Genomic DNA, 22,446 nt, shown 5'->3' with positions numbered 1-22,446 from the left:
GCGAGTAGTTCGGCGTGGGTGCCGTACGCGTGGCCGTCCGCGTCCAGGATCAGTACCCGGGCGGCGCGGGCGGGTCTCCCTGGTGGCTGCCATCGCTTCGGTGCGGCCGGTCCGGGTGTGACGGCGTCGGGTTCGACGGTTCGGCGGCGGGCCGGTGCGGGGTCGCGGGGCCTGTACTGGGCTCCGTGTTAGGGGACGGGGGTCGGGAGGGGTGCGTTCCAGTGGCCGACCAGGGTGGCGTATCCCGGGTGTGTGGCGAGTAGTTCGGCGTGGGTGCCGTACGCGTGGCCGTCCGCGTCCAGGATCAGTACCCGGGCGGCCCGGGCGGCACTGCTCAACCGGTGGGCGACCACCACGAGCGTGCCCGGGCGGCGGGCGAAGGCCGCCTCCACGGCGGCCTCGGCGGCGGGGTCGAGGTGGCAGGTGGCCTCGTCCAGGATCACCAGGCGGGCAGGGGAGGCGTACACCCGGGCCAGCGCGATCAGTTGGCGCTCCCCGCTGGACAGCGTGCCCGCCGGGTCGGCGAGTTCGGCGTCGTAGCCGCCGAGCCGGGCCGGCAGCGGGCCCAGACCGACCGCCGCGGCGGCCCGGTCCAGCGTGTCGTCGGAGGAGTCCGGCGAAAGGTAGGCGATGTTCTCCCGCAGCGTGCCGGGGAAGACGTACGCCTCCTGTGGCACCAGGGCGACCGAAGCCGCGCGCTCGGCCTCGGGCAGCGCGGCGATCGCCCGCCCGCCCAGCGTGACCCGGCCCGCGTCCGGCTGCCCGATCCCGGCCAGCAGCCCGGCGAGCGTGGACTTGCCCACGCCGCTGGGCCCGACCAGGGCGAGATGGCCGGCGTCGGGGACGGTGAAGGAGACGTCGCGCAGGACGGGGGCGGCGTGCGGACCGTAGGCGAAGGTGAGCCCGTGCACGGCGAGTTCCGCGTCGCCGTCGCCCGCGGGACCCTCCGCCGGCGCGGGCGGGTCGGGCCGGGCGGAGGTGGCGGCCAGCCGGGCGGCCAGCACGCGGAGCTGGCTCCAGAAGCCGGCCACCGACCCGGTCATCTGCTGGAGCGCCGGGATCAGGTACGCGGTGACGTAGCTGACCGCGCCGATCACGGCCCCCGGCGACACCGTCCCGTGGCGCACCAGGGAGGGCCCGGCGAGCAGCAGGCCCAGGACCGGGAGTTGGCCGCCGATCAGGATCACCGGGACGCGGAGCGCGTTCGCCCAGGCCACGGTGGTCGCCGCCCCGGCCGAGGCGGCGGCCGCCCGCTGCACCTCGGCCAGCGCCTCGCGGCGGGCCCCGAGGGCGGCCACGTCGCGCGCCGCCCCGACCACCGAGCCGGTGGCGGCGGCCACCCGCTCCTCCGCGAGCAGGAAGGCGGCCCGGCGCCGGGTGAGGGTGCGCATCGCCGGGACGAAGGCCGCCACGGCCGCCAGCAGCGGCACCGCGACCACGACCGCCATCCGCAGGTCGAGGGAGGCCAGGCCGAGCAGCGCGGCCAGCAGGTTCACCGCGAGCGGCAGCGCCGTCCGCAGCAGCGCGGAGACCGTGCCGCGCACCGCGTCCACCTGGCTGCTCAACCGGGTCACCCCGGCGGCGTCGGGCCCGGCCCCGGGCAGTCCCTCGTGGACGGCCCGGCGCAGCGCCCCGCGCACCACCCGGCGCACCAGCTCGTCCCGCATCGGCTCGACGATCGCGGCCAGCGGGTCGAACACCGCCCGCTGGGCCGCCGCGCGTACGCCGTACAGTGCGGCGATCCCGGCCAGCCAGCCGATCCCGACCATCGGCCGGCCGGCCAGGAAGCCGTGGTCGAGGGCCGTGGCCAGCATGCGGCCGGAGGCCAGCGCGGGCGCCGCCTGGACGGCCGACCAGCCCAACGCCCGCACCAGCGACCGCCGGGAGCCGGCCGTCGCCTCCCGCAGCAGCCGCAGCCCCGGGTCAGATCCCACGATGTCCGGCATACCGCTCCCCGCCCTTCTCCTCGCCCGTGCCGTGATGCACGGCGTCCTCCGGCCCCGGGGTGCCGTGTTCGGCTCCGTCCGCGGCGAACACCGCCCGGTACGCCGGGTCGCGCCACAGCTCGGCGTGCGTGCCGCGGGCCCGGACCCGGCCGCCGTCCAGCCAGACCACCTGGTCGCAGCGGGCGGCCGTGGCCACCCGGTGGGCCACCACGATCCGGGTGCGCCCGGCGAGCGCGCCGGTGACCGCCGCGCTGACCTCGGACTCGGTGACGGTGTCCAGGCCCGAGGTGGCGTCGTCCAGCACGTAGACCCGGGCCGAGCGGGCCAGGGTGCGGGCCAGACCGAGCCGTTGGCGTTCGCCGCCCGACAGGGGCACCCGCTCCATCGGGGTGTCGTAGCCGTCGGGCAGCCGCCGGACGAAGCCGTCCGCGGCGGCGGCCCGCGCGGCCTCGCGCACGGTGTCCTCCGACAGCCCGGGCCGCCCGTAGCCGATGGTCTCGCGCACGGTGCCGCCGAGCAGGGCGGGCCGTTCGAAGGCGTAGGTGACCGCCGCCCGCAGCGGGTCCTCCGCCAACTCCCGCACCGGGCGGCCGTCGAGCAGCACCTCGCCCTCGTCCGGGTCCGCGAGCCGGCCGGGCAGCCCGGCGAGCACGCTCTTGCCCGAGGCCGTGCGGCCGACCAGTGCCACGCAGGCGCCGGCCGGGATGTCCAGGTCGATCCGGTCCAGCACCGGCGCGCCGGTCGGGCGCTCGGCAGCCGAGCTCCCGGTCGGCCGCTGCGCACCCTCCGCCGCGGCGGCCAGGACGGTGATCCCGCGGAAGGACACCGCGCCCGCCCCCGGACCGGGGGCCCCGGTCCCGTACCGGACACCCGGGTGCGCGAAGGTCCCGGCGAGGCGGCCCGCGGCGGCGCGCGCCTGGGCGAGGGTGAAGAACACGTCGACCTGCTGCACCGCGGGGAACGCGAGCTGGAGGTATCCGGCCACCGCCACCAACTCCCCGGGCGAGAGCCGCCCGTCCGCGACGCCGAGGCCCGCCACCGCGAGCACCAGCGCCTCGGTGAGCGAGAGCAGCAGGCCGAACTGCCAGACGGTGCCCTTCTGCAACCGCCACATCCGGTACCCGGCCGCGGACACCTCCCGCAGTGGCGCGAGCACCCGGGTCACCTCGCGGTCCAGCGTCCCGGAGGCCCGGATGGTCCGGGCCCCGGAGAGCGCGGCCAGCAGCCGCACGGCGATACGCGACTGGGCGGCCAGATAGCCGCTCTGGACCCGTGTCACCCGGCTCACGAAGCGGCGGGTGATCAGCACCGTCAGCGGGACGACCACCAGGAACGCGAGCCCGCAGCGCCAGTCCAGCCACCACAGGGCGACCAGCGCCGCGGCCGAACCGGTCACCGTCACACCCCATTCGGCCACCGCGACGGGCAGCGCCCCGGCCTGCTGGGCGGCCTGGGTGACCTGGGTGACCGCCTCGCCGGTCGGCACCGGCGAGCGCCCGCCCAGGCCGAGCAGATGGCCGACCGTGCGCAGTTGCAGCCAGCGGGTCCCGTACGCGGCGCAGGAGACGCCGAGCGGTGCCATCAGCGTGTCGCCGGCCGCGCCGGCCGTGGTCACCGCGCCCCAGGCCAGCGCCGGGCCGACGCCGCTTCGGCCGTGCAGCACCGCGTTCACCGCGGCGGCCAGCAGGGCGGGCAGGGCCAGCGCGGCGGCGATGCGCAGCACCATCAGGGCGACCAGCAGGGACAGCCGTCCGCCGGTGTGCCGGACGGCCCCGGCCAGCAACCGGCCCGCGCCCTGCGGGCGGTCGCCGCTGCCCGGCCCCGGCCCCGGCACCGCCCCCGGCCCCGGTTCGTTCCTTGTCACGTGATCGCCTCTCTTCCCCTCGCCGTGCGGGCGTCCCCCGGGTACGCGGGAGGGGCGCCGGAACAGGTCCGGCACCCCTCCCGCTGCTGCCGACCGGTCTCCGTGACGGGCCGGAGCCGTCAGCCGGTGACCTTGCAGGTGTACGTACAGCTGTCGAAGGTGCAGGTCACGGCGCACTGCATCGCGTCGGTGTCCTGGTCCTCGGGCAGGGCCTGCAGAGCGTCGAGGTCGAGCTCCATCGGTCTGTCCGGACTATTCGGTGAGGGTGCAGGTGGCGGGGCAGGAGTAGGTGCTGCACGTCCAGGTGCACTCCATCTCCGTGGTGTCGTCGCCGCCGGGGAGCAGTTCCAGCGCGTCGATGTCTGAGTTCATGGCTTTCTCCTTCTGGGTGGTGGCGCTCAGTTGGTGGAGGTACAGGTCTCTCCGCCGCAGGTCTGGCCGTAGCCGCAGGTGACGGTGCACAGCATCTGCGTGGTCGGCTCCTGCTCGGCCGGCAGGGCCTGCAGGGCGTCGATGTCGATGTCCATGGGTTCCTCCTCTCGGGGTGGCGTGGTGTGCGGGGTGGCCGCGTGCCGTCGCGGGCACACGGGCGGGTTCCCTCCGCGGTCAGGGGCGGTCCGCCATCCAGGGGCGCGGGCCGCCGTGGTCGAGCCGCAGGAGGAAGCTGATGACGCCGGCGGTTCCGGTCTGGTAGCCGGCGGTGAAGGCGCTCGCGCCCTCGTCCGGGACGAGGCGCAGGCCCCCCACGACCGCGTGCCGTGCGTACAGCACCGTGGCCAGGTCCTCGGCCCAGGCGCGGTAGGGACCCTCCGGCCGGGCCGCCGCGAGGTCGAGCAGGAACTCGCCGTCCCCGGCGAGGCCGTGGCAGACGGCGGTGGGGGAGGTCCAGGCGGCGGCGCGGACCGACTGGGCCGCCTCCTGCGCGAGCCGGAGGTGGCGTTCCTCGCCGGTGGCCTGCCCCAGCCGCAGCAGGAAGGTGCCGACGCCGGAGGAGCCGCTGCACCAGTGGTAGATCAGTCCGGTGCCGGGCTTCTCGTCCAGGTCGGAGCGCCAGCGGGCGCCGACCTGGCCGCGTTCGGCCTCGGCCGCCAGGGTGTCGCCGGCCATGACCGCCAGGTCCAGGGCGGACCGCTGTCCGGTCGCGTCGGCCGCGGCCAGCAGGAACGCGCCGATCCCGGCGACGCCGTGCGCGAACCCGAGGTGTCGGATGCCCGCCAGCTTGGAGTCGAAGTCCGGGGGCACCTGCCAGACCACCCGGTCCGCGGTGCGGTCGGCGGCGGCGACCAGCGCGTCGGCGCACCGCGCGACCCGTTCCAGGAACTCCCGCCGCCCGGTGGCCTGCCAGAACTTGAGGTGGGCGAGCCCGGAGCCGGCCGCCCCGTGGCAGATGTCCGGGTTGGGCCACACCACCGGGAGCGAGAGCGCCAGGTCGGTGGCGTGCGAGGCGAGCGTGTCGTCGCCGAGGTGCCGGGCGGCGTCGTACAGGGCCCAGGCGGTGCCGGCGCGGCCGAAGTAGAGGCCGGGCAGCAGTTGCGGCACCTCCGTACGGCGCCGGTCGATCCAGGCCGCGACGCGCCGGACGGCGACCCGCAACTCCTCCCGGTCCAGCGCCCGGTCGGCCCGCACCAGGGTGCCCAGCACGCCGGCCGCGCCGTACTGCACGTTGCACGGGTCGGTGCCGTCGCCGAACGCGCTGCCGGACCAGAGGCGTTGGGCCGGGCCCTCGGGGTCGGCCATGCCCCTCAGCAGGTGGGTGAGGCCGTCGTCCACCAGCCCGGCCCGGATCTCGCGGCCCGCGGTGGGGCGGTCGGGTCGGCCGCCGCGCGACCAGACCGGGACCGGCACGGTCTCCGTCTCGGCCGCGTCTCCCGCGGTCTTCGCGGTGGCCGGCCCGGCGTCAGTCGCCGCGTCTCCCGCGGTCTCCGCGGTGGTCGGCCCGGCGTCAGTCGCCGCACCAGCGGCTGCCTCGGTCACCTCGGCTGCCCCGGTCGCCCGGGCTGTCCCGGCGGCCGCGTCCGCGAGGAACCCGGCCAGCCGGGCCGACGTCCAGCGGTCCTCCGGGCGTTCGGCCATCAGGCCGAGGATCGCCGGGGTGAGCAGCCGGGCGGCCGGACGCTCCTCACCGAGCAGGGAGAGCACCAGGGCGATGCGCTCGCCTGCCGTGCGGCCGGCGGGGGCGTACGGTCGGTGCGAGCCGTGCGCGCCCTGCGGGTCGTCCGAGCTGTCCGGGGCGAAGGACGGCGGTATCCCGGTGGCCAGGAAGTACAGCACGCCGCCGAGGGCGTAGCGGTCGACCTCCGTCCCGAACGCGGGCCCGACCCGCGGCTCCGCGGTCTGCTCGGGCGCGCCGAACCCGGGGGTGTGCACGCGCAGGATACGGGTGCCGGGGGTGGTGGCCCACTCCGCGTCGATCAGCACCAGCCGGTCCTCCGGCGTGACCATGATGTTGTTCGGCGTGAAGTCCTGGTAGACGACGCCGCGTCGGTGCACCTCGTCGAGCAGCGCACGCAGCTTCTCCGCCAGCGCCAGCACCTGCGGGACGGGGATGAACCCGGGCTCGGCCCGCCGGTCGGTGACCCAGGAGGCGAGCGCCTGCCCGGGCACCAGGCTCTGCACCAGGAAGGCGTGGCCGTCCTCCTCGAAGAGGTCGACCAGCTCGGTGCAGAGCCCGGTGAGCGCGGTGAGGTTGGCGGCCTCCCGGCGCAGGCAGGCCCGGGCGTCCTCGCCGGTCACGTTCACCGCCACGTGCGCGCGGGCCTGCTTGACGATGACCTCGGCCCCGGTGCGCTGGTCCAGTGCCCGGTACACCCCGCCGCGCGCCGAGTGCCGGATCGCCTCCCGCACGACGAACCGGTCCGCCAGCAGCACCGGTTTGGCGCTCTGCGCGGTGGCCGGACGTCCCGGGCCGCCGGGGAACGGCAACTCCGCCCAGGGCGGCGGGCTGAACCACGCCTTGCGGTGGTCGTCCACCAGCGTCCCGTCCGGGGCCCGCAGGCGTACGTCGAAGGAGCCGTCGTTGCCCAGCACCCGTACGCCGTGGAAGCCGCCGTAGCGGTAGTGCACCAGGCCGCCCTTGCGGTAGGGGCGGTCGGAGAGGATGGCCGGGCCGGGCAGCCCGGCAGTCGCGTCGTCCAACCGGGCAGCGAGCTCCCGCAGTTGGTCGTCGTCCCGCGGATACGCGGTGATGATCTTGCCGCACTGGGCGCGGTCGTGGTTGCCGGAGGTCATCTCCTCCACGGTCTGCAGGTCCCGGGCGGTCTTGAAGGCGCATCCGGCCCGGACCAGTACCCCGGCGGCCCGGTGCAGGACCTCCGGCGCGGACAGCCGGGTCGCCGAAAGGTGCAGCTTCCACCCCTGCACCCGGGGTTCGTGCTGCGGAGGAGTCACCCGGCACCAGACGCCGTCCTCTTCGACCTGCCAGTCTTCCTCGTCCAGCGCGGTGAGCACGGAGCGCACCACGTCCCGCAGAGAAAATGTGAGCAAGAGGACCCACTCCCAACGCCCGGCTGACGGAGCCGGACGCCCGGCTCGCGAACGGGTCCACTCTCGCCGCGGCCGGCGGCGCCGAGCATTGGGGGAATCCCTATGCTCGGCGCCGCCGGCGGCCCCGGGTGCAGGCCGTCAGCGTCGGGCCGTCAGTGTCAGACCGTCAGCGTCAGGCCGTCAGTTCACGGACCCACCGCTCGGGCCCGGTTCCCGCGGCAGGGCGATCCCGCCGGCACTGGCGAACGGCCTGCCTTCGGTCGCCGACGTGGCGGTGAGCCCCCGCCCCTGACGGCCGCGACGATGCGTCCGACCCGGCATCGGGCCAGGTCGGGCGCGTCCTGCGGCTTTGGCCGCGGTGCCGGGCACCGCCGCCCGCAATGGGCCGATACCGGCCGCGGCGAATTCCTTCCGGCCGGCCGGAGATGCCGAGTATCCAAGGGCTCCTGCCCCTTTCCGTGAATGGCCGCACCGACAGCCATTCCTGGCGGCACATGGGCGCGCCTGAGCGCGGGGGAAGCCGAGCCGTCCCTCTTCTGGACATGGGATGACCTGCTAGTATCCCGGCGGGAGCAGGGGAAGGCGTGGTTCGATCGATGTCGCTGACCGACAAGGCAATCGCCCGGATAAGGGAACTCATTCGGTCCGGCGAATTGTCACCCGGTGGCAAACTGCCGCCGGAACAGCAGTTGGCGGCCGAGTTGGGCCTTTCCCGGAACCTGACGCGGGAGGCGGTCAAGGCCCTTGTCGTCGCGCGCGTCCTGGAGATCAGGCGCGGAGACGGGACCTACGTGACCAGCCTGGAACCGGCCCTGCTGCTGGAGGGCATCGGCTCCGCGGTCGAACTCCTCCGCAGCGACACGGTGCTGGAAGTGACCGAGGTGCGCAGGCTGTTCGAGCCCGCCGCGACCGGGCTGGCCGCCGGCCGGATCTCCGATGGGCAACTCCTCGACGTCAGACGGCACCTCGACGCCATGATCCGGGCGCGCGACGACGTGGAACTTCTGAACGAGCACGACGCCGCCTTCCACCGCGCGGTGATCGCGGCCGCAGGGAACGCCACGCTGGCCAGCCTGCTGGACGGCATCTCCAGTCGTACCATCCGTTCCCGCGTGTGGCGCGGGATGGTCGACGACAACGCCGCGGGCCAGGCCGTCGCCGAACACGAGGCGATCTACGCGGCCCTGGAGACGAGGGACCCGGTCATGGCGCAGGCCGCGGCCCTGATGCACGTGAGCACGACCGAGCAGTGGCTGCGCCGCCACCTGGGTTCCGGGAACGCCGACCGGCCCGCCACCGAGGAGTAGCCGCATGGCGGCCCCTTGGCGGGCCCGGTCGCGGCAGCCCGGGCACGCGGGCACGCGGGCACGCGGTCACGCGGTCACGCGGTCACGAGGGGGCCGTCCTCCGATACGACGACCGCCTTGCGTCCGGCCTCCGGATAGACTGCTTGCAGAATGTGCATGGAAGTTGCAGAGGAGACCGGAATGGCGGCAGAGCAGGGGACCAACCAGAGCGTGGAGCGGGCCGCCGCCGTGCTCCGGGCCCTCGCCGAGGGGCGGCCGGAGCGCCGGGTGTCCGATGTGGCCGCCGGCGCCGGGCTGGGTGCGTCCACAGCCTCGCGCCTGCTGGCCACCCTCGAACAACTCGACCTGGTGGAACGCGACCCGGTCAGCGGCCTGTACCGGCTCAGCCTGGGTACGGTGTCGCTGGCCGCCGTCGCGCTCAACGCCGACCCGGTGCACCGCGCCTCCCGCATGGTGCTGCAGGCGCTGGCCGCACGGACGGGTCTCGGCGCCAATGTCGGCATCCGGCGCGGCGGCGAACTGATGTTCCTCGCCAACTTCGAAGGCGCGCGCACACCGCGGGCCTACACGCAGGCCGGCCACACCGCGCCGCTGCACGCGACGGCGATGGGCAAGTGCCTGCTGTCCCGGATGACCGGGGCCGAGCGCCGGGACCTGCTCGGCCCCGACCTGGAAGCCCCGACCGAGCACACGATCACCTCCCACGACCGGCTCGACTCCGTGGTGGACGAGGTGCGCCGTACCGGCTACGCCACCGAGGCCGAGGAACGCGCCCTCGGCCGCGCCTCGGTGGCCGCACCCGTCAGGGACGCCGCGGACCAGGTGGTGGCGGCCGTCTCGCTGTGGGGCCCGGCCTCGCTGCTCGCCGAGGAGAACGAGGGAGCCGGCCGGAGCGGTGACCTGACCCGCCAGGTCATCGAGGCGGCCGACGCGGTCAGCCAGGCGCTCGGCGCACACTGACCCGGCCGGTCCGGCAGGTCCCATTACTTCTGGCAGGTCCCGTCACTCCTGGCGGCTCCGGTCAGTCCCGGTAGGCCCGGACCGCGAACAGGTGCGCGCGGGGCGCGCCGTGCGTGGCGTCCACCACCACGCGCAGGGCGGTCGTCCGCAGCGGTTCGTCGGTGAAGCGGTGCACCCGGTGGCGGCGGCGGTTGCCCTCGACGACGGCCGCGATCCGCCACCCCCCGTCGGCGGTGCGGGCCAGCAGGCGGTAGTCGCGCACCAGTTCCGGCATCACCTCGAACGGGGTGCGGTGCCGGTGCAGGTTGTTGAGGTACTCGTCCACGTCGTCGTCCCACACCAGGTGGACCGTCCGCAGCTCCTGCTCGCCGTCCCATTCGAGCTGGAGGTGCTCGCTGCCGCGGCCCGACCCGGCAGTGGTCTGCGAGACCCACATCTGGGGTCCGCCGTAGGGCCGTTGGTAGCCGCCGACCGCCTTCGTGGGCGCGAAGGCGGCGGTTTCGGGGGAGACCCGGAAGCAGAACGAGCGCCGGCGCAACTCGCGGGCGGACCACTCCACGAGCGGCTGGCCGCCCTCCTCGGGTATGTCGTGATCGACGGCGGCGTCACCGTCCGCCTTGCGGCGCAGGGCGAGCACCCCCTCGGTCCGGTCCGGCACCAGGTACAAGGCGACACCCGGGACCGCGCGCACCACGAGGACCACGTTCGCGGGCGACGCCGGGCGGTAGGGGAGAGGCGCCGTCACCCAGCCGGGGCCGCCTGGCGGCACCGCCACCCGGGTGCCGGCCAGGCGCTCCAGCGGGACCCCGTTCTCCGGCAGGAGGGTGCCCCACAACTCCACGGTCAGGTCGGCGCCGCCGCCGGCGGACACCAGGAGGTCGACCGACTCCAGCGCCGGATGGACGGGCAGCAGGATGCCGATGTCACGCTCCAGGGCGAACGGTTCGCAGCCGCCGCCCGGCGCGGGCTCGGCCGCCAGCCGGCGAAGGTGCGAGGACGCGGTGACCCGGGCGGCCGTACGGGCGAGGTCCGCGGGGTCGGTGTTGGCGACGCCCATGACCGACGCGTCCTGGCGCAGCAGCACCTGGCCCACCAGGTCCGCGTGCTCGGTCGCCAGCGTGCGCGGGCTCAGCTTCTCCGCGACGCACAGGGCCGCCGCCGTACCCGCCGCCTCGCCCAGCGTCGCGCAGGTGGCCATGACGCGGGTGGCGCCGAACGCGATGTGCGTGGCGGAGATGTTCCGGCCGGCGAAGAACAGGTTGCCGACGTTCGCCGAGTACAGGCAGCGCAGCGGGATGTGGAAGACCCCGTTCGCGTACCGCTGCCGGGCGCCGGGCCCCTCCGCGTACATCCCCTGCACCGGATGGAGGTCCACCGACCAGCCGCCGAAGGCGATCCGGTCGGCGAACTGCCGCTGCTCCAGGATGTCCTGCTGGGTCAGCACGTGGTCACCGGCGAAGCGGCGGTACTCCCTCTTGCCGGGCACGCTGCCCGCCCACTCCAGGACGAGGTCGTCGGCGTCGAACTCGCCGGAGTTCTTGATGTGGTCCCAGATGCCGGCGATGACGGCGGACAACTCGTCGCGGATGCGCTCGTTGTCGTGGACGGTGTCCAGTTCCCCGCCCCACTCGACCCACCAGTAGTCGCAGCCGTTGTCGCCGGTGCGCAGCACGCGGTTGCGCAGGATGGGTGTCGTCGCCAGGTCCTTGGCGTAGCTCGGGGGCACGAACTTCACCGGCCGGTCGGCCTTCTTGGTGTAGAAGAGCAGCGTGGAGCCGAGCAGTGCCCCGTCGGCCTCCTCGGGGGCCCACGGCTCACCGAATTCGCGGCGTGCCTCCCGCCCCAACCGGTACCGGGCGCCGGCGAGATGGCCCACCAGACCGTCGCCCGTGCAGTCCAGGAACTGCTCGCCGGTGAAGGTGAGGACGCGCTCGGAGCCCATCATCCAGCCGGTGACCGAGCGAACGGCGCGGGCGTCCTCGGGGCCGTCCGCCTCGACCTCGCGTACGTCCGTGTTGAGGTAGAGGTCGATCAGCGGCTCGGCACGGACCGCGTCCAGGACGACCTGGTCCCAGTAGTACGGATTGCCCTCGGGATTGCGGAACTGGTTCTCCGTGTACAGCTCGCCCATGATGCCGCTCTCCCGGGCGAACCGCTGTACCCCGTGAGCCGTCGCGCCGCAGACCCACACCCGGACCTCGCTGCTGCTGTTGCCCCCCAGCACGGGCCGGTTGTGGACCAGTGCCACCCGCGAGCCCAGCCGGGCGGCGGCGATCGCGCCGCACACGCCGGCGAGTCCGCCGCCGATCACGACGATGTCGTGGTGGTGGTGTTCGTGCCGCATGGTGCTGTGCTCCCTCACGTCGGCGGCGCGCCCGCTGTCACCATCGCTGCAACTGGCATCCATATAACGCGCTCGATGTGCACAGTATGCATCCAAGCGAACGGTCTCCGGTAGTGGGTGCGTGCGATGCCGTTCAGGTCGTCGCCGCCCGTGCCTCGGCCCGGTCGTATCGCCGTACGCCGGCGGGGCATCGGGGTCGGCATCGGGCCGCGAGGCGGGCAAGCCATGGGATGAATCCACCGGCACCCGCCCTTCGGCTACCGCCCCGCCGACCAGACCTACTTCTCCATTCCCGGCGGCACTCCGGACGAGAGCAACGACCTCGTCACCACCCACAGCCTGGACGGCGGCGCCCCCGATCCCCGGTACGGCGATCCCGAGCACGGGGGCTACACCCTCCAGCCCACCTCCCCGGCGGTCGACGCCGGAGCCGTCGTGCCGGGCGTGACCGACGGCTACGCCGGAAGCGCCCCCGACCAGGGGGCCTACGAGTCGGGCCAGACCCCCTGGGTCCCCAGCGGGACTTACGCCCTCGTCGACGCGTTCCGGGTCGTCGACCCGGTCATCGACGACGCCTCGGACCGGGTGGTGTACGCGGGGGAGTGGACCCACGCGGACGCCTCCCAGAGCTGGACCCAGGACGACCTCGACCGGACCGAGTCGTTCAGCCGGAAGGCCGGGGACACCGCGCACGCGGACTTCTGGGGCAACGGCGTCCGCGTGATCTGCCCGAAGGGGCCGACCCAGGGCATCGCGGAGATCAGCGTCGACGGCGGCGCGGCCACCCGCGTGGACCTCTACGCCGCGGCCAAGAACGCCGCCCAGAAGGTCTTCGAGCTCGCGAACCTGCCGGAAGGCCGGCACACGGTGTCGGTACGGGTCACGGGCGACAGGAACACGGCGGCGAGCGACACCTTCGTGTCGCTGGACGCCTTCGAGGTGCTCAGCGCCGACCCGTTCGCCGCCCAGGAGCCGGGCGTCCGGCTCATCACCAGCGCGCGGATCAACTACCCCGACCTCGGTTGGGGCAACTACACCGATCCGGCGATCACCCTGGCCGCGAACTTCAGCGCCACCACCCGGATGCGGCTGCTGGGCTCGTAGCCCGGCGCCGGCCCTAGGGAAGGCCGAGGTCGTGGCTGGTCTCCGCGAGGTGGCCGGTCATGGCCTCGGCCGCCGCCGCGCCGTCTCCGGAGGCGATGGCGTCGAGGATGCGCTGATGCCCCTCGATCGTGGCGTCCTGTCCGGTGCCGCGCTGCTCGCGACCCTGGTAGCTGGCCCGGCGGGCGTCGAGCAGCACGCCGTTCATGGCCGCGAGCAGGAAGGAGAACACCTCGGACCGCGCCAGGTTGGCCACCGCCTGGTGGAAGGCGAGGTCGCCGGCGATGAAGGCGTCGCGGTCCCCGACCGCGCCCCGCATGGTCTCCAGCGCCTCCGCCGCCTCGGCCACCGTGCCCTCGCCCGCGGCGACGCACGCCGCGGCGCGCTGCGCGAGTTCGCCCTCCAGCACCCTTCGGGTGTCGAGCAGGTCCCGCAGGTCCATCGACTTCTGGCTGAGCCGGAATTCGAGGATCTGAGCCAGCACGGCGGGCGAGGGGGTGGCCACCGTCGCGCGCTTGCCCTGGCTGGACGCGAGGACGCCGCGCGCCACCAGCGTGCGGATGGCCTCGCGGACCACCAGCCGGTTCACGCCGTGCCGCTCGGCGAGTTCGCCCTCGGCCGGGATCTCGTCACCGGCACGCAGCTGGCGCTGCTTGATCTCCGCGATGATCTCCCGGACCACGTGGTCGCTCAGGGTGGTGCGTGCGAACGTCATGCGCGCGCCTCCAGACCGCACTTGGCGTCCGGGCACGCCTGGTAGGGGTGTCGCGAGGCACAGCGGCCGACCGTCTTCACAGCCGCCATATTGCCATGTCGCCGGGCGCCGGGGCGCCCGACGGCCGGCGGGCTGTTCCGCGGTGCGCCGGGGACCGCGCCGGGGACACCCCTGTGCGGATGCGCCTTCATCCGATTCCCTCTCCGTTCGGCTTCCCCGGCGGCCCGGCCCCCAGGTCGGGACGCCGGGGAAGCCGCTTCGACGAAAGCCCGTGACGAGCTCACTGTCTATGCTTGACAGCATAGCTGCCAAGTGCCATCGTCCTGTCGTATTCGCTATGACGGACTCCATGGCCGTGCCTTCGCTGCCGGGAGCGGTCGGATCGAGCGACCACTCCGTTCAGGAGAGTGGACCCCAGAAAACCGGAAGGTGTGGCGGCGATGCGTGACCGGATCACCACGAAACGCGCGGGCAGGTCTCTTGTGGGGAGCCGGACATGAGCCCCCTGCGGAGTTCGGCCTGGTGGGACGAGCCCGGCAAGGCCGGCTTCATCGCCCGCCACCACATGCGCCAACTCGGACTCACCCGCGACCAGTTGCGCGGCAAGCCGGTGGTGGGCATCTGCAACAGCTGGTCCGAACTGTCCCCGTGCAACGCGCACCTGCGGGTGCTGGCCGAATCCGTGCGCCGCGGGATCACCGCCGCGGGCGGCCTGGCCCTGGAGTTCCCGACGATGTCCATCGGCGAGCCCCTGATGCGGCCCACGTCGATGATGTTCCGCAACCTGATGAGCATGGACGTCGAGGAGACCATCCGCGCCAACCCCCTGGACGCGGTGGTGCTCCTCGGCGGCTGCGACAAGACGCTGCCCGCGCAGCTCATGGGAGCGGTGAGCGTCGACCTGCCCGCCATCGCGCTGTCCGGCGGCCCGATGCTGACCGGACGCTTCCGGGGCCGGACGGTCGGCTCCGGCACCGACATCTGGCGGATGAGCGAGGAGTTGCGCGCCGGCCGCATCACGCAGTCCGACTTCGACGAGTTCGAAGGCTGCCTCGCCCGCTCGGCCGGCCACTGCATGACGATGGGCACCGCCTCCACCATGGGCTGCGTCACCGAAGCCCTCGGGCTCTCGCTGCCCGGCGCCGCCGCCCTGCCCGCCGCCGACGCCCGCCGCGCCCAACTCGCCGAGGAGTCCGGCGCCCGCGCGGTCGAACTCGCCCGCGAGGGCCTGCGCCCGTCGGACATCCTCACCGAGAGGGCCTTCACCAACGCCGTCGTCGTCAACGCCGCCATCGGCGGCTCGACCAACGCGGTACTGCACCTGCTCGCGATCGCGGGCCGGGCGGGCGTGCCCCTCACCCTCGACGACATCGACACCCTGGGCCGCCGGGTGCCGCTGCTCGCCGACCTGATGCCCAGCGGCCGCTTCCTCATGGAGGACTTCGCCTACGCCGGCGGCCTTCCCGCGCTCATGGCCGAACTCGGCGATCTGCTGGACCACGACGCGCCGACCGTCAACGGGCGGACCCTCGGCGCGAACATCCAAGGCCATCAGGTCTGGAACCGCGAGGTGATCCGCCCGGTCGACGATCCCGTCCAGCCCGTCGGCAGCGGCACCGTGGTGCTGCGCGGGAACCTGGCACCGGACGGCGCGGTGCTCAAGCAGTCCGCGGCCTCGCCGCATCTGCTCCGCCACCGCGGCCCCGCCCTGGTCTTCGACGACATCGAGGAGTACCTGCGCGCCGCGGACGACCCCGACCTGCCGGTGGACGCCGGCACGGTCCTCGTCGTCCGCAACCTCGGCCCCCGCGGCTACCCGGGCATGCCCGAACTCGGCAACCTGCCCATGCCCGCCAAGCTGCTGGCCGCGGGCGTCACCGACATGGTCCGCATCTCCGACGCGCGGATGAGCGGCACCGCCTACGGCACCGTCATCCTGCACGTGGCACCGGAGTCCTCCGTCGGAGGGCCGCTCGCCCTGGTACGCACCGGCGACACGATCGAACTCGACGTCGCCGCCCGCAGCCTGCGCGTGGACGTCACCGACACCGAACTCGCCGAACGCCGCGCCGCGTGGACCGCCCCGCAGCGCACGGACACCCGCGGCTGGACGCGGCTGTACGTCGACCGCGTCCTGCAAGCCGACCGCGGCGTCGACCTCGACTTCCTGGTCGGCGGGTCCGGCGACCAGCCCGGAAAGGTGCCCTTCTGATGAGCGTGCCCCCGACCACCGGCGCCGACCTGCTGCGCGGGGTGATGCCCGTCCTCGAAGTGCCCTTCACCGCGGGCGGCGACCTCGACCTCGACAGCTTCGACCGCCTGGTGCGCCACGTCCTGGACACCGGCGTCACGGCCGTCATGTTCCCCGGCTTCGCCAGCGAGTTCCACAAGCTGAGCGACGCCGAACGGGACCTGCTCACCGCCCGCCTGCTCGACCTCACCTCGGCCCGCCCCGACGTGGCGGCCGTGGTGTCGATCCCCGACCACGCCACCCGCCTCGCGGTCGAGCGCGCCACCGCCGCCGTGGACGCCGGCGCCGACGCGATCAACCTCCTGCCGCCGCACTTCCTCGCCCCTCCGGCCGACGAGGTGCGCCGGCACGTGACGGCGATCCTGACCGCTGTCGCCCCCACGCCCGTGGTCCTCCAGTACGCCCCCGCGCAGACCGGGTCGTCCTTCACCGCGGACGCCCTGCGCGCCCTGGCCGCGGACCACCCGAACCTGGTGGCCGTCAAGATCGAGACGCCGCTGCCGGGTCGGCTCGCGGAGGACCTCGCGGCCGGCACCCCGGGCTTGCGCTCCTTCACCGGCTACGCCGGACTCCAACTGGCCGACGGGCTGCGGCGGGGCGTCGACGGCGTGCAGCCGGGATGCTCCTTCACGGAGATCTACCAGGAGATCTGGCGGCTGTGGCATTCCGGCGACGAGGCCCGGGCCCTGCGCCTCCACGCCCGCCTGGTGCCCTACCTTGCGTACTGGATGCAGGAGGTGGAGTTGATCATCATGGTGGAGAAGGTCGTCTCGGCCCGCCGCGGACTCATCGACGACCCCCAATGCCGCCATCCGGCGCGCAGCCTGGACCCGCAGGAGATCGGCGGCATCGACCGGTTCCTGGCCGAGTTCGACGCGCTCCTGCGGCCCCGGCGGAACAGGAGCGCATCATGACGGATCTCACCGGCCACCGCGTACTCGTCACGGGTGCCGCACGGGGGATCGGCGCGGCCGTCGCGGCCGCGGTCGTCGACGCCGGCGGCCGCGCCGGCCTGCTGGACATCGACGCGGACGGCGTCCGGGCGACCGCCCGCCGCCTCGGCGCGTCGGCCGCGTCGGCCCCCTGCGACATCACCGACGAGGAGCAGGTCGCCGCGGCGGTGGCGGCACTGAGCGCGGAACTCGGCCCCTTCACCGGGCTGGTCAACAACGCCGGGCGCAACTCCTACGCCGACCCGGTCGCGATGACGACCAGCCAGTGGGACGAGGTGTTCGGCGTCGACCTCAAGGGGGCCTGGCTCACCGCCCGCGCCGTGCTGCCCCCCATGCTCGGCGCCCGACGCGGCTCGATCGTCAACATCGCCTCCATGCACGCCAGCCTCACCTGCCCGGGGATGTTCCCGTACGCCGCGGCCAAGTCCGGCCTGGTCGGCCTCACCCGCAGCCTCGCACTGGAGGTCGGCCCGCAAGGGGTACGGGTCAACGCGGTCAGCCCCGGCTACATCGAGACCGACCTGCTCGCGGAGTACTTCGCGCAGAGCGCGCCGGACGAGCGCCAGGACGCGCTGGACAAGCACATCCTCGGCCGGCTCGGCACACCCGCGGACGTCGCCGCCGTGGTGGTCTTCCTGCTCTCCGACGCGGCAGGCTTCGTCACCGGCGCCGACTGGCCGGTGGACGGCGGCGTGTCCGCCCGGTTCGCCTGAACTCCCCACCGGGCCACCGGCCGGCGGCCACCGCGTGCCGCCGGCCGGTGGGCGCCCGGCCGTGGGGCGCCCCTCCTCAGCCGCCGGCCCGGCCCTCCGGACCCGCGCCCGGCGGTTGCCGGTGCAGCAGCCGGCCCACGGCCTTGCTGACGCCGGCGTAGTGGTGGTCGTTCTCGATCTCGCCGGCCACCGTGTACTCCCGCATCACCATGATGCGGTCGGCGAGCGTCACCATCTCGGGCAGGTCGGACGAGATCAGCAGGATCGCCAGGCCGCCCGAGGCGAGTTCGACGATGAGCTCGTGGAACGCGGCCTTGGTGCGCACGTCGATGCCGACGGTGGGTTCGTCGATGATGAGGATGTCGCACTCGGCGGCGAGCCACTTGGCCAGGCTGAGTTTCTGCTGGTTGCCCCCGGACAGCTGGCCGGCGAGCTGGCCCGGCCCGGACACCCGCATGCCCAGCCGCTCCTGGTACGTCGCCAGGACCCGGCGCTCGTCGCGTTGGCGCACCATGCCGGCCCTGGCCAGCCGGTTCCAGACGGTCACGGCGACGTTCCGGGTGACCGGCTGCTGGAGGAAGACGCCCTCCTCCTTGCGGTTCTCGGTGACGTAGCCGATGCGGTGCCGGTGAAGTGCCTGCCGGACACCGCCGATCCGCACCTCGCGGCCGTGCACGCGCACGGCGCCGCCGGTGATCGCGTCCAAGCCCAGTACCGCGCGCGCCAGTTCGCTGCGGCCGGCACCCACCAGCCCGTACAGGCCGAGGATCTCGCCGGGGCGGACGGCCAGCGAGACATCGCGGTGCCCGGCGGCCGTGCTGACCTGGTCGAGTTCCAACGACGGTGCCGCGTCGGCGGGGACGGGCACGCGGTCGAGCCGGACCTCCGCGTGGGCCCGGCCCACCATCAGGTCGACGATCTGGGCGACGGAGTGGTCGGCGAGCGGTTCGGCCTCGGTGATGGTACGGCCGTCGCGCAGCACCGTGACGGTGTCGGCGACGGCGAACACCTCCTCCAGCTTGTGGCTGACCAGCACCACGGCACGCCCTTCGTCGCGCAGCCGGCGGACCACGGTGTACAGCCGGTCGGCCTCCTGCGAGGTGAGCGACGCGGTGGGTTCGTCCAGCAGCAGGACGCGGCTGTCGGTCGCCAGCGCCTTGGCGATCTCCACGAGTTGCATCTGGGCGACGGACAGCGAGGAGACGGGGCGGTCCACGTCGAGGTCGACGTCGAGTCGTGCCAGGCAGTCGCGGGCGAGCGTCCGCATGGCCGACCGGTCGACCAGCCCGCGGCGTCCGGGCAACGCCTGCAAGGCGACGTTCTCCGCGACGCCGAAGGCGGGAACGAGGTTGCGTTCCTGGTGGACGACCCCGATCCCGGCCTGCTGGGCGTCATGCGGCCCGGAGAACCGCACCTCTCGCGCTCCGGTTCCCGCCGCGTCCTGGAGGAGCAGCCGGCCGTGGTCCGGTCGGACCACTCCGGTGAGGACCTTGATCAGGGTGCTCTTTCCCGCCCCGTTCTCGCCGAGCAGCGCGTGCACGGAGCCGGGTTCGAGGCGCAGCGTCGCGTGGTCGAGGGCCCGCACTCCGGGGAAGGTCTTGACCAGGCGTTCGGCGGTGAAGATCATCGGGCGCCGCCCGGCTTGCCGCGGCGCAACTGGGTGAGCAGGACGGCCCCGAGCACGACGGCTCCCACGATGAGGTCCACCCAGTCCGGATCGACGGAGTACTGGGCCTGCGCGACGTCGACGAGGCGGATCACCAGCGCGGCCAGGCAGGTCCCCAGGACGCTCACCACGCCGCCCGCCAGGGCGACGCCCCCGATGATCGGCGCCGCGAAACTGGGCAGCAGCAGGTCGTCGCCGATGGTCGCGTTCACCGATCCGGACAGGGCGACCACGATCACCCCGGCCACCCCGGCCAGCAGGCCGGACAGGAGGTGCGCGACCACCACCGACCGGTCGTTGGACACTCCCGACAGCCGCGCGGCGAGCGGATTGCCCCCGCTGGCCAGCAGTTTGCGGCCGAGCATCGCGTTCCGGAAGAAGAGGCCGACGAGGACGGCGACGAGCACGGCGGCCAGGAACACGGTGGGAACGCCGAGGAGCGAACGCTGGCCGAGGGAGACCAGGCCGGGGGAGTACCCCTGGTAGGTCGCCGTGCCGTGGATGCCGTAGCGGAGGCCGTCGATGATGGTCATGGTCGCCAGCGTGACGATGAACCCGTTGATCCGGGTGAGGACCACCAGCAATCCGTTGACCAGGCCGATCGCGGCCCCGGTGAGGACTCCGCCCAGGACGGCGAGCCACGCGGGCAGCCCGGCGGCCGCCATCAGCCAGGCGCACACCATGGCGCACAGGCCGGTGAGGACTCCGCTGCTGAGGTTCATCTGGCCCACGCTCAGCACCGCCATCTGGGACAGTCCGATGACCATCGGCACCGCCAGGAACTGGAAGACGGCGGTGAGGGTGTCCCCCGAGACGACCGCGCCGTGCGTGGTCGCGGCGAGCAGGGCGTATCCGGCCACGGCGAGGCAGGCCAGGGTGAACTCGGTGCTGCGGACGGTCTGTTGCCAGCGCCCGCGGGGACGCGGGCCGGCGCCCACGGTGGGGTGCGGGGTGGTCATGCGCTGCCTCCTCTGCGCTGGGCGATGACGTGCCGGACCCGGTCGAGTGACAGAGCGGCGAGCAGCACGAGACCGATGAGGATCTTGGACTTCTCGATCTGGAACTGCATGAGGTTCAGACCGGTCTGGATCACCTCGGTGAGGGCGGCCCCGAGGACGGTGCCGATGACGCTCACCGCGCCGCCGGCCAGCAGGGTGCCGCCGAGGACGGGGCCCAGGAAGGAGGGGAGCAGGAACTGGCCACCGATGTCCGCGGAGAACGCCCCGTTGGTGATGGCCAGCAGGAAACCGGCGAGCGCCGCGAGCAGCCCGGACACGGCGTGCGCCTGGACGACCCTGCGGGCGGTGGGGATGCCCGACAGTTCGGCCGCTCGCGCGTTGGAGCCGGTCATCAGGATCTCCCGGCCCAGCCGGGAGTACCGGAAGAGCACGCCGACGGCGACGACGGCCAGGAGGGCGAGCGGGGCGATCAGCGGGACCGGCGGCCCGCAGACGTTGCCGGCGCAGTAGTCGCTGAACGTGTCGTTGCGCAGGCTGTCCATTCCGGCGGGGTGGACGTGGAACGCGACCCCGTCACCGACACTGCTGTACAGCAGGGAGACGAGCCCGATCAGCCCGAAGTCCAGGGCGAGCGTCACCACGAAGGAGTTGACGCCGGTGGCGTGGATCGTCCAGCCCGCGGCGGCGCCCACGGCCGTCCCGACGGCCATGCCGACGAGCAGGCCCACCGGCAGCGGCAACGACAGCTTGTCGTAGCACCAGCCCATGGCGAAGGCCGAGATGGCGGCGATCCGGCCGATCGCCAGGTTCATGTGCCCCAGGGACAGGACGGACAGCTGGGCCAGGCCGACGACCACGAACACGCTCAGGTCGGCCTGCATGGGCACCAGCGTGAGATCGGTGTCGAGGAACTCCGGTCGCAGCGCGGTGAAGACCCCGACCAGCGCGGCGATCACGACCAGGAGGCCGAGCCGCGGATTGGCCCAGTACGGCAGCGCCCGGGTGACCGGGGGGAGCGGGTCCGGTCCGGGGCCGTCCAGGTCGGACGCGGCGGCGGGCGAGGCGGCGGGGGGCGGTGAGGAGCGGCTCATCGTCAGGCCTTTCGCAGCGCGTCGATGGCGTCCCGGTCCCAGTCGATGCCCAGGCCGGGCGTCCGGGGAACGAGGGCGGCGCCGTCCTCGACGGCCAGCGGGCTGCTCGTGATCGCCGTCAGTTGCGGGATGTACTCCAGGTAGCGGCCGTTGGGGACCGCCGCCGCCAGGCTGACGTGCAACTCCATGAGGAAGTGCGGGCAGATGGCGACGTTGTGCGCCTCGGCGAGGTGCGCCACCTTCAGCCACGGGGTGATGCCCCCGATACGGGCGACGTCGGCCTGGACCACCCCGGCCGCCCCCCTGCGCAGATACTGGGCGAACTGGCCTATGGAGTAAAGGGATTCGCCCACCGCCACCGGGATGGTGGTGGAGCGGGCCAGGTGGGCGTGGCCGTCGAGGTCGTCGGCGGGCAGCGGCTCCTCCAGCCACAGCAGGTTCACCGGTGCCAGGAGGGCCGCGCGGCGCACCGCTTCGGCGGCGGTCATCGACTGGTTGGCGTCGACCATCAGGTCGATGTCCGGGCCGACCGCGGACCGCACCGCCGTGAGCCGTTCCGCGTCCTCGACCGCGGACGGCTTGCCGATCTTGACCTTGATGCCGCGGCGGCCCTGCGCCACGGCCTTGCGCGCGCCGGCGACAAGTTCCTCCGTGGTCAGGTGGAGCCATCCGACCTCGGTGTCGTAGAGCGGGACGCGGTCGCGGGCACCGCCGGCCATGATCCACAGCGGCAGGCCGGTCTGCCGGCCCCGCAGGTCCCACAGCGCGGTGTCGACCGCGGCCAGGGCCAGCGAGGTGATCGCGCCCACCGCGGTGGCCCGGGTCGCCGCGAACAGGTCCTGCCAGATCGCGTCGATCCGGCGGGCGTCCTGCCCGTGCAGCCGGGGCAGCAGGTAGTCGCGGAGCAGCGCAAGGACCGCGGTGCCGCCGGTACCGATGGTGTACGAGTACCCGGTGCCGGCGGCGCCGTCTGCCGTGGAGATCTCCACGAAGATGGTCTCCTGCTTCAGGAACGACTGGACGGCGTCGTTGCGCTCGGCCTCGACGGGCAGGTCGACGAGGTAGGCCACGGCGCGGGTGATGCTGGACAAAG

At 73.8% G+C, this 22,446-nt stretch carries 18 protein-coding genes; 6 read left to right on the top strand and 12 right to left on the bottom strand.

Translation table 11 applies throughout. The features are described 5' to 3' along the window. Window positions 1-188 precede the first annotated feature (188 nt). The 6 genes from OG896_RS02320 to lanL all read right to left on the bottom strand — a co-directional run bounded on the left by OG896_RS02320 (window position 189) and on the right by lanL (window position 7,293). Window positions 189-1,934, bottom strand: coding sequence for an ABC transporter ATP-binding protein (locus OG896_RS02320; RefSeq protein WP_329361887.1), 1,746 nt, complete (start codon window positions 1,932-1,934; stop codon window positions 189-191). Further along, on the bottom strand, window positions 1,924-3,810 hold the full coding sequence (locus tag OG896_RS02315; RefSeq protein WP_329361885.1) for an ABC transporter ATP-binding protein: 1,887 nt from the start codon (window positions 3,808-3,810) through the stop codon (window positions 1,924-1,926). The genes OG896_RS02320 and OG896_RS02315 overlap by 11 nt, the downstream gene beginning before the upstream one ends. Before the next feature lie 119 nt (window positions 3,811-3,929). Then, a complete protein-coding gene (locus tag OG896_RS02310) occupies window positions 3,930-4,049 on the bottom strand; it encodes an ALQxL family class IV lanthipeptide (RefSeq protein ID WP_329361883.1) in 120 nt (39 codons plus the stop codon). Window positions 4,050-4,062: 13 nt separating this feature from the next. After that, entirely contained in the window at window positions 4,063-4,182 is a 120-nt protein-coding gene (locus OG896_RS02305) for an ALQxL family class IV lanthipeptide (protein WP_329361881.1), read from the bottom strand. 26 nt (window positions 4,183-4,208) lie between these two features. Continuing rightward, window positions 4,209-4,337 carry an ALQxL family class IV lanthipeptide gene (locus OG896_RS02300; RefSeq protein WP_328472820.1) on the bottom strand — a complete coding sequence of 43 codons (129 nt, stop codon included), beginning with the start codon at window positions 4,335-4,337 and terminating at the stop codon, window positions 4,209-4,211. 79 nt (window positions 4,338-4,416) lie between these two features. Continuing rightward, window positions 4,417-7,293 (bottom strand): class IV lanthionine synthetase LanL, encoded by a 2,877-nt coding sequence (lanL, locus tag OG896_RS02295; RefSeq protein WP_329361879.1) that lies wholly within the window; start codon window positions 7,291-7,293, stop codon window positions 4,417-4,419. A gap of 596 nt (window positions 7,294-7,889) precedes the next feature. On the opposite strand from lanL, the gene OG896_RS02290 reads away from it, so the two are divergent. Together OG896_RS02290 and OG896_RS02285 are read left to right on the top strand one after the other, a co-directional pair. Next, entirely contained in the window at window positions 7,890-8,600 is a 711-nt protein-coding gene (locus tag OG896_RS02290; protein WP_329361877.1) for a FadR/GntR family transcriptional regulator, read from the top strand. A 180-nt stretch (window positions 8,601-8,780) separates the two neighbouring features. Beyond that, complete coding sequence (locus OG896_RS02285; RefSeq protein WP_329361875.1) at window positions 8,781-9,560, top strand: IclR family transcriptional regulator; 780 nt, start codon at window positions 8,781-8,783, stop codon at window positions 9,558-9,560. A 61-nt stretch (window positions 9,561-9,621) separates the two neighbouring features. On the opposite strand, the gene OG896_RS02280 is transcribed toward OG896_RS02285, so the two are convergent. Next, on the bottom strand, window positions 9,622-11,904 hold the full coding sequence (locus OG896_RS02280; RefSeq protein ID WP_329361873.1) for an FAD-dependent oxidoreductase: 2,283 nt from the start codon (window positions 11,902-11,904) through the stop codon (window positions 9,622-9,624). A gap of 435 nt (window positions 11,905-12,339) precedes the next feature. Here OG896_RS02280 and OG896_RS02275 point away from each other — a divergent pair, with 435 nt between their 5' ends. After that, a complete protein-coding gene (locus tag OG896_RS02275) occupies window positions 12,340-13,008 on the top strand; it encodes a hypothetical protein (protein ID WP_329361871.1) in 669 nt (222 codons plus the stop codon). Window positions 13,009-13,021: 13 nt separating this feature from the next. Here the strand turns inward: OG896_RS02275 and OG896_RS02270 are convergent, their stop codons facing one another. Next, a complete protein-coding gene (locus OG896_RS02270; RefSeq protein WP_329361869.1) occupies window positions 13,022-13,720 on the bottom strand; it encodes a FadR/GntR family transcriptional regulator in 699 nt (232 codons plus the stop codon). A 496-nt stretch (window positions 13,721-14,216) separates the two neighbouring features. Between OG896_RS02270 and OG896_RS02265 the strand changes: the two genes are divergently transcribed. The 3 genes from OG896_RS02265 to OG896_RS02255 are packed head-to-tail and all read left to right on the top strand — an operon-like array spanning window position 14,217 to window position 17,637. After that, on the top strand, window positions 14,217-15,932 hold the full coding sequence (locus tag OG896_RS02265) for an IlvD/Edd family dehydratase (protein WP_329361868.1): 1,716 nt from the start codon (window positions 14,217-14,219) through the stop codon (window positions 15,930-15,932). Further along, window positions 15,932-16,885, top strand: a complete 954-nt coding sequence (locus OG896_RS02260; RefSeq protein WP_329361866.1) for a dihydrodipicolinate synthase family protein — start codon at window positions 15,932-15,934, stop codon at window positions 16,883-16,885. Before OG896_RS02265 ends, OG896_RS02260 begins: the two co-directional genes overlap by 1 nt. Then, entirely contained in the window at window positions 16,882-17,637 is a 756-nt protein-coding gene (locus tag OG896_RS02255; protein ID WP_329361864.1) for an SDR family NAD(P)-dependent oxidoreductase, read from the top strand. The genes OG896_RS02260 and OG896_RS02255 overlap by 4 nt, the downstream gene beginning before the upstream one ends. Before the next feature lie 76 nt (window positions 17,638-17,713). Here the strand turns inward: OG896_RS02255 and OG896_RS02250 are convergent, their stop codons facing one another. The 4 genes from OG896_RS02250 to OG896_RS02235 are packed head-to-tail and all read right to left on the bottom strand — an operon-like array spanning window position 17,714 to window position 22,444. Then, entirely contained in the window at window positions 17,714-19,264 is a 1,551-nt protein-coding gene (locus tag OG896_RS02250) for a sugar ABC transporter ATP-binding protein (protein WP_329361862.1), read from the bottom strand. Next, complete coding sequence (locus OG896_RS02245) at window positions 19,261-20,262, bottom strand: ABC transporter permease (protein ID WP_329361860.1); 1,002 nt, start codon at window positions 20,260-20,262, stop codon at window positions 19,261-19,263. Before OG896_RS02245 ends, OG896_RS02250 begins: the two co-directional genes overlap by 4 nt. Further along, entirely contained in the window at window positions 20,259-21,353 is a 1,095-nt protein-coding gene (locus OG896_RS02240) for an ABC transporter permease (protein WP_329361858.1), read from the bottom strand. Before OG896_RS02240 ends, OG896_RS02245 begins: the two co-directional genes overlap by 4 nt. Before the next feature lie 2 nt (window positions 21,354-21,355). Continuing rightward, window positions 21,356-22,444, bottom strand: coding sequence for a mandelate racemase/muconate lactonizing enzyme family protein (locus tag OG896_RS02235; RefSeq protein WP_329361856.1), 1,089 nt, complete (start codon window positions 22,442-22,444; stop codon window positions 21,356-21,358). Window positions 22,445-22,446 lie beyond the last annotated feature (2 nt).

Source organism: Streptomyces sp. NBC_00669 (assembly GCF_036226785.1).
GTDB lineage: Bacteria > Actinomycetota > Actinomycetes > Streptomycetales > Streptomycetaceae > Actinacidiphila.
Note: the sequence above shows the minus strand (reverse complement) of the source record. Positions and strands in the feature narration are given on the sequence as shown.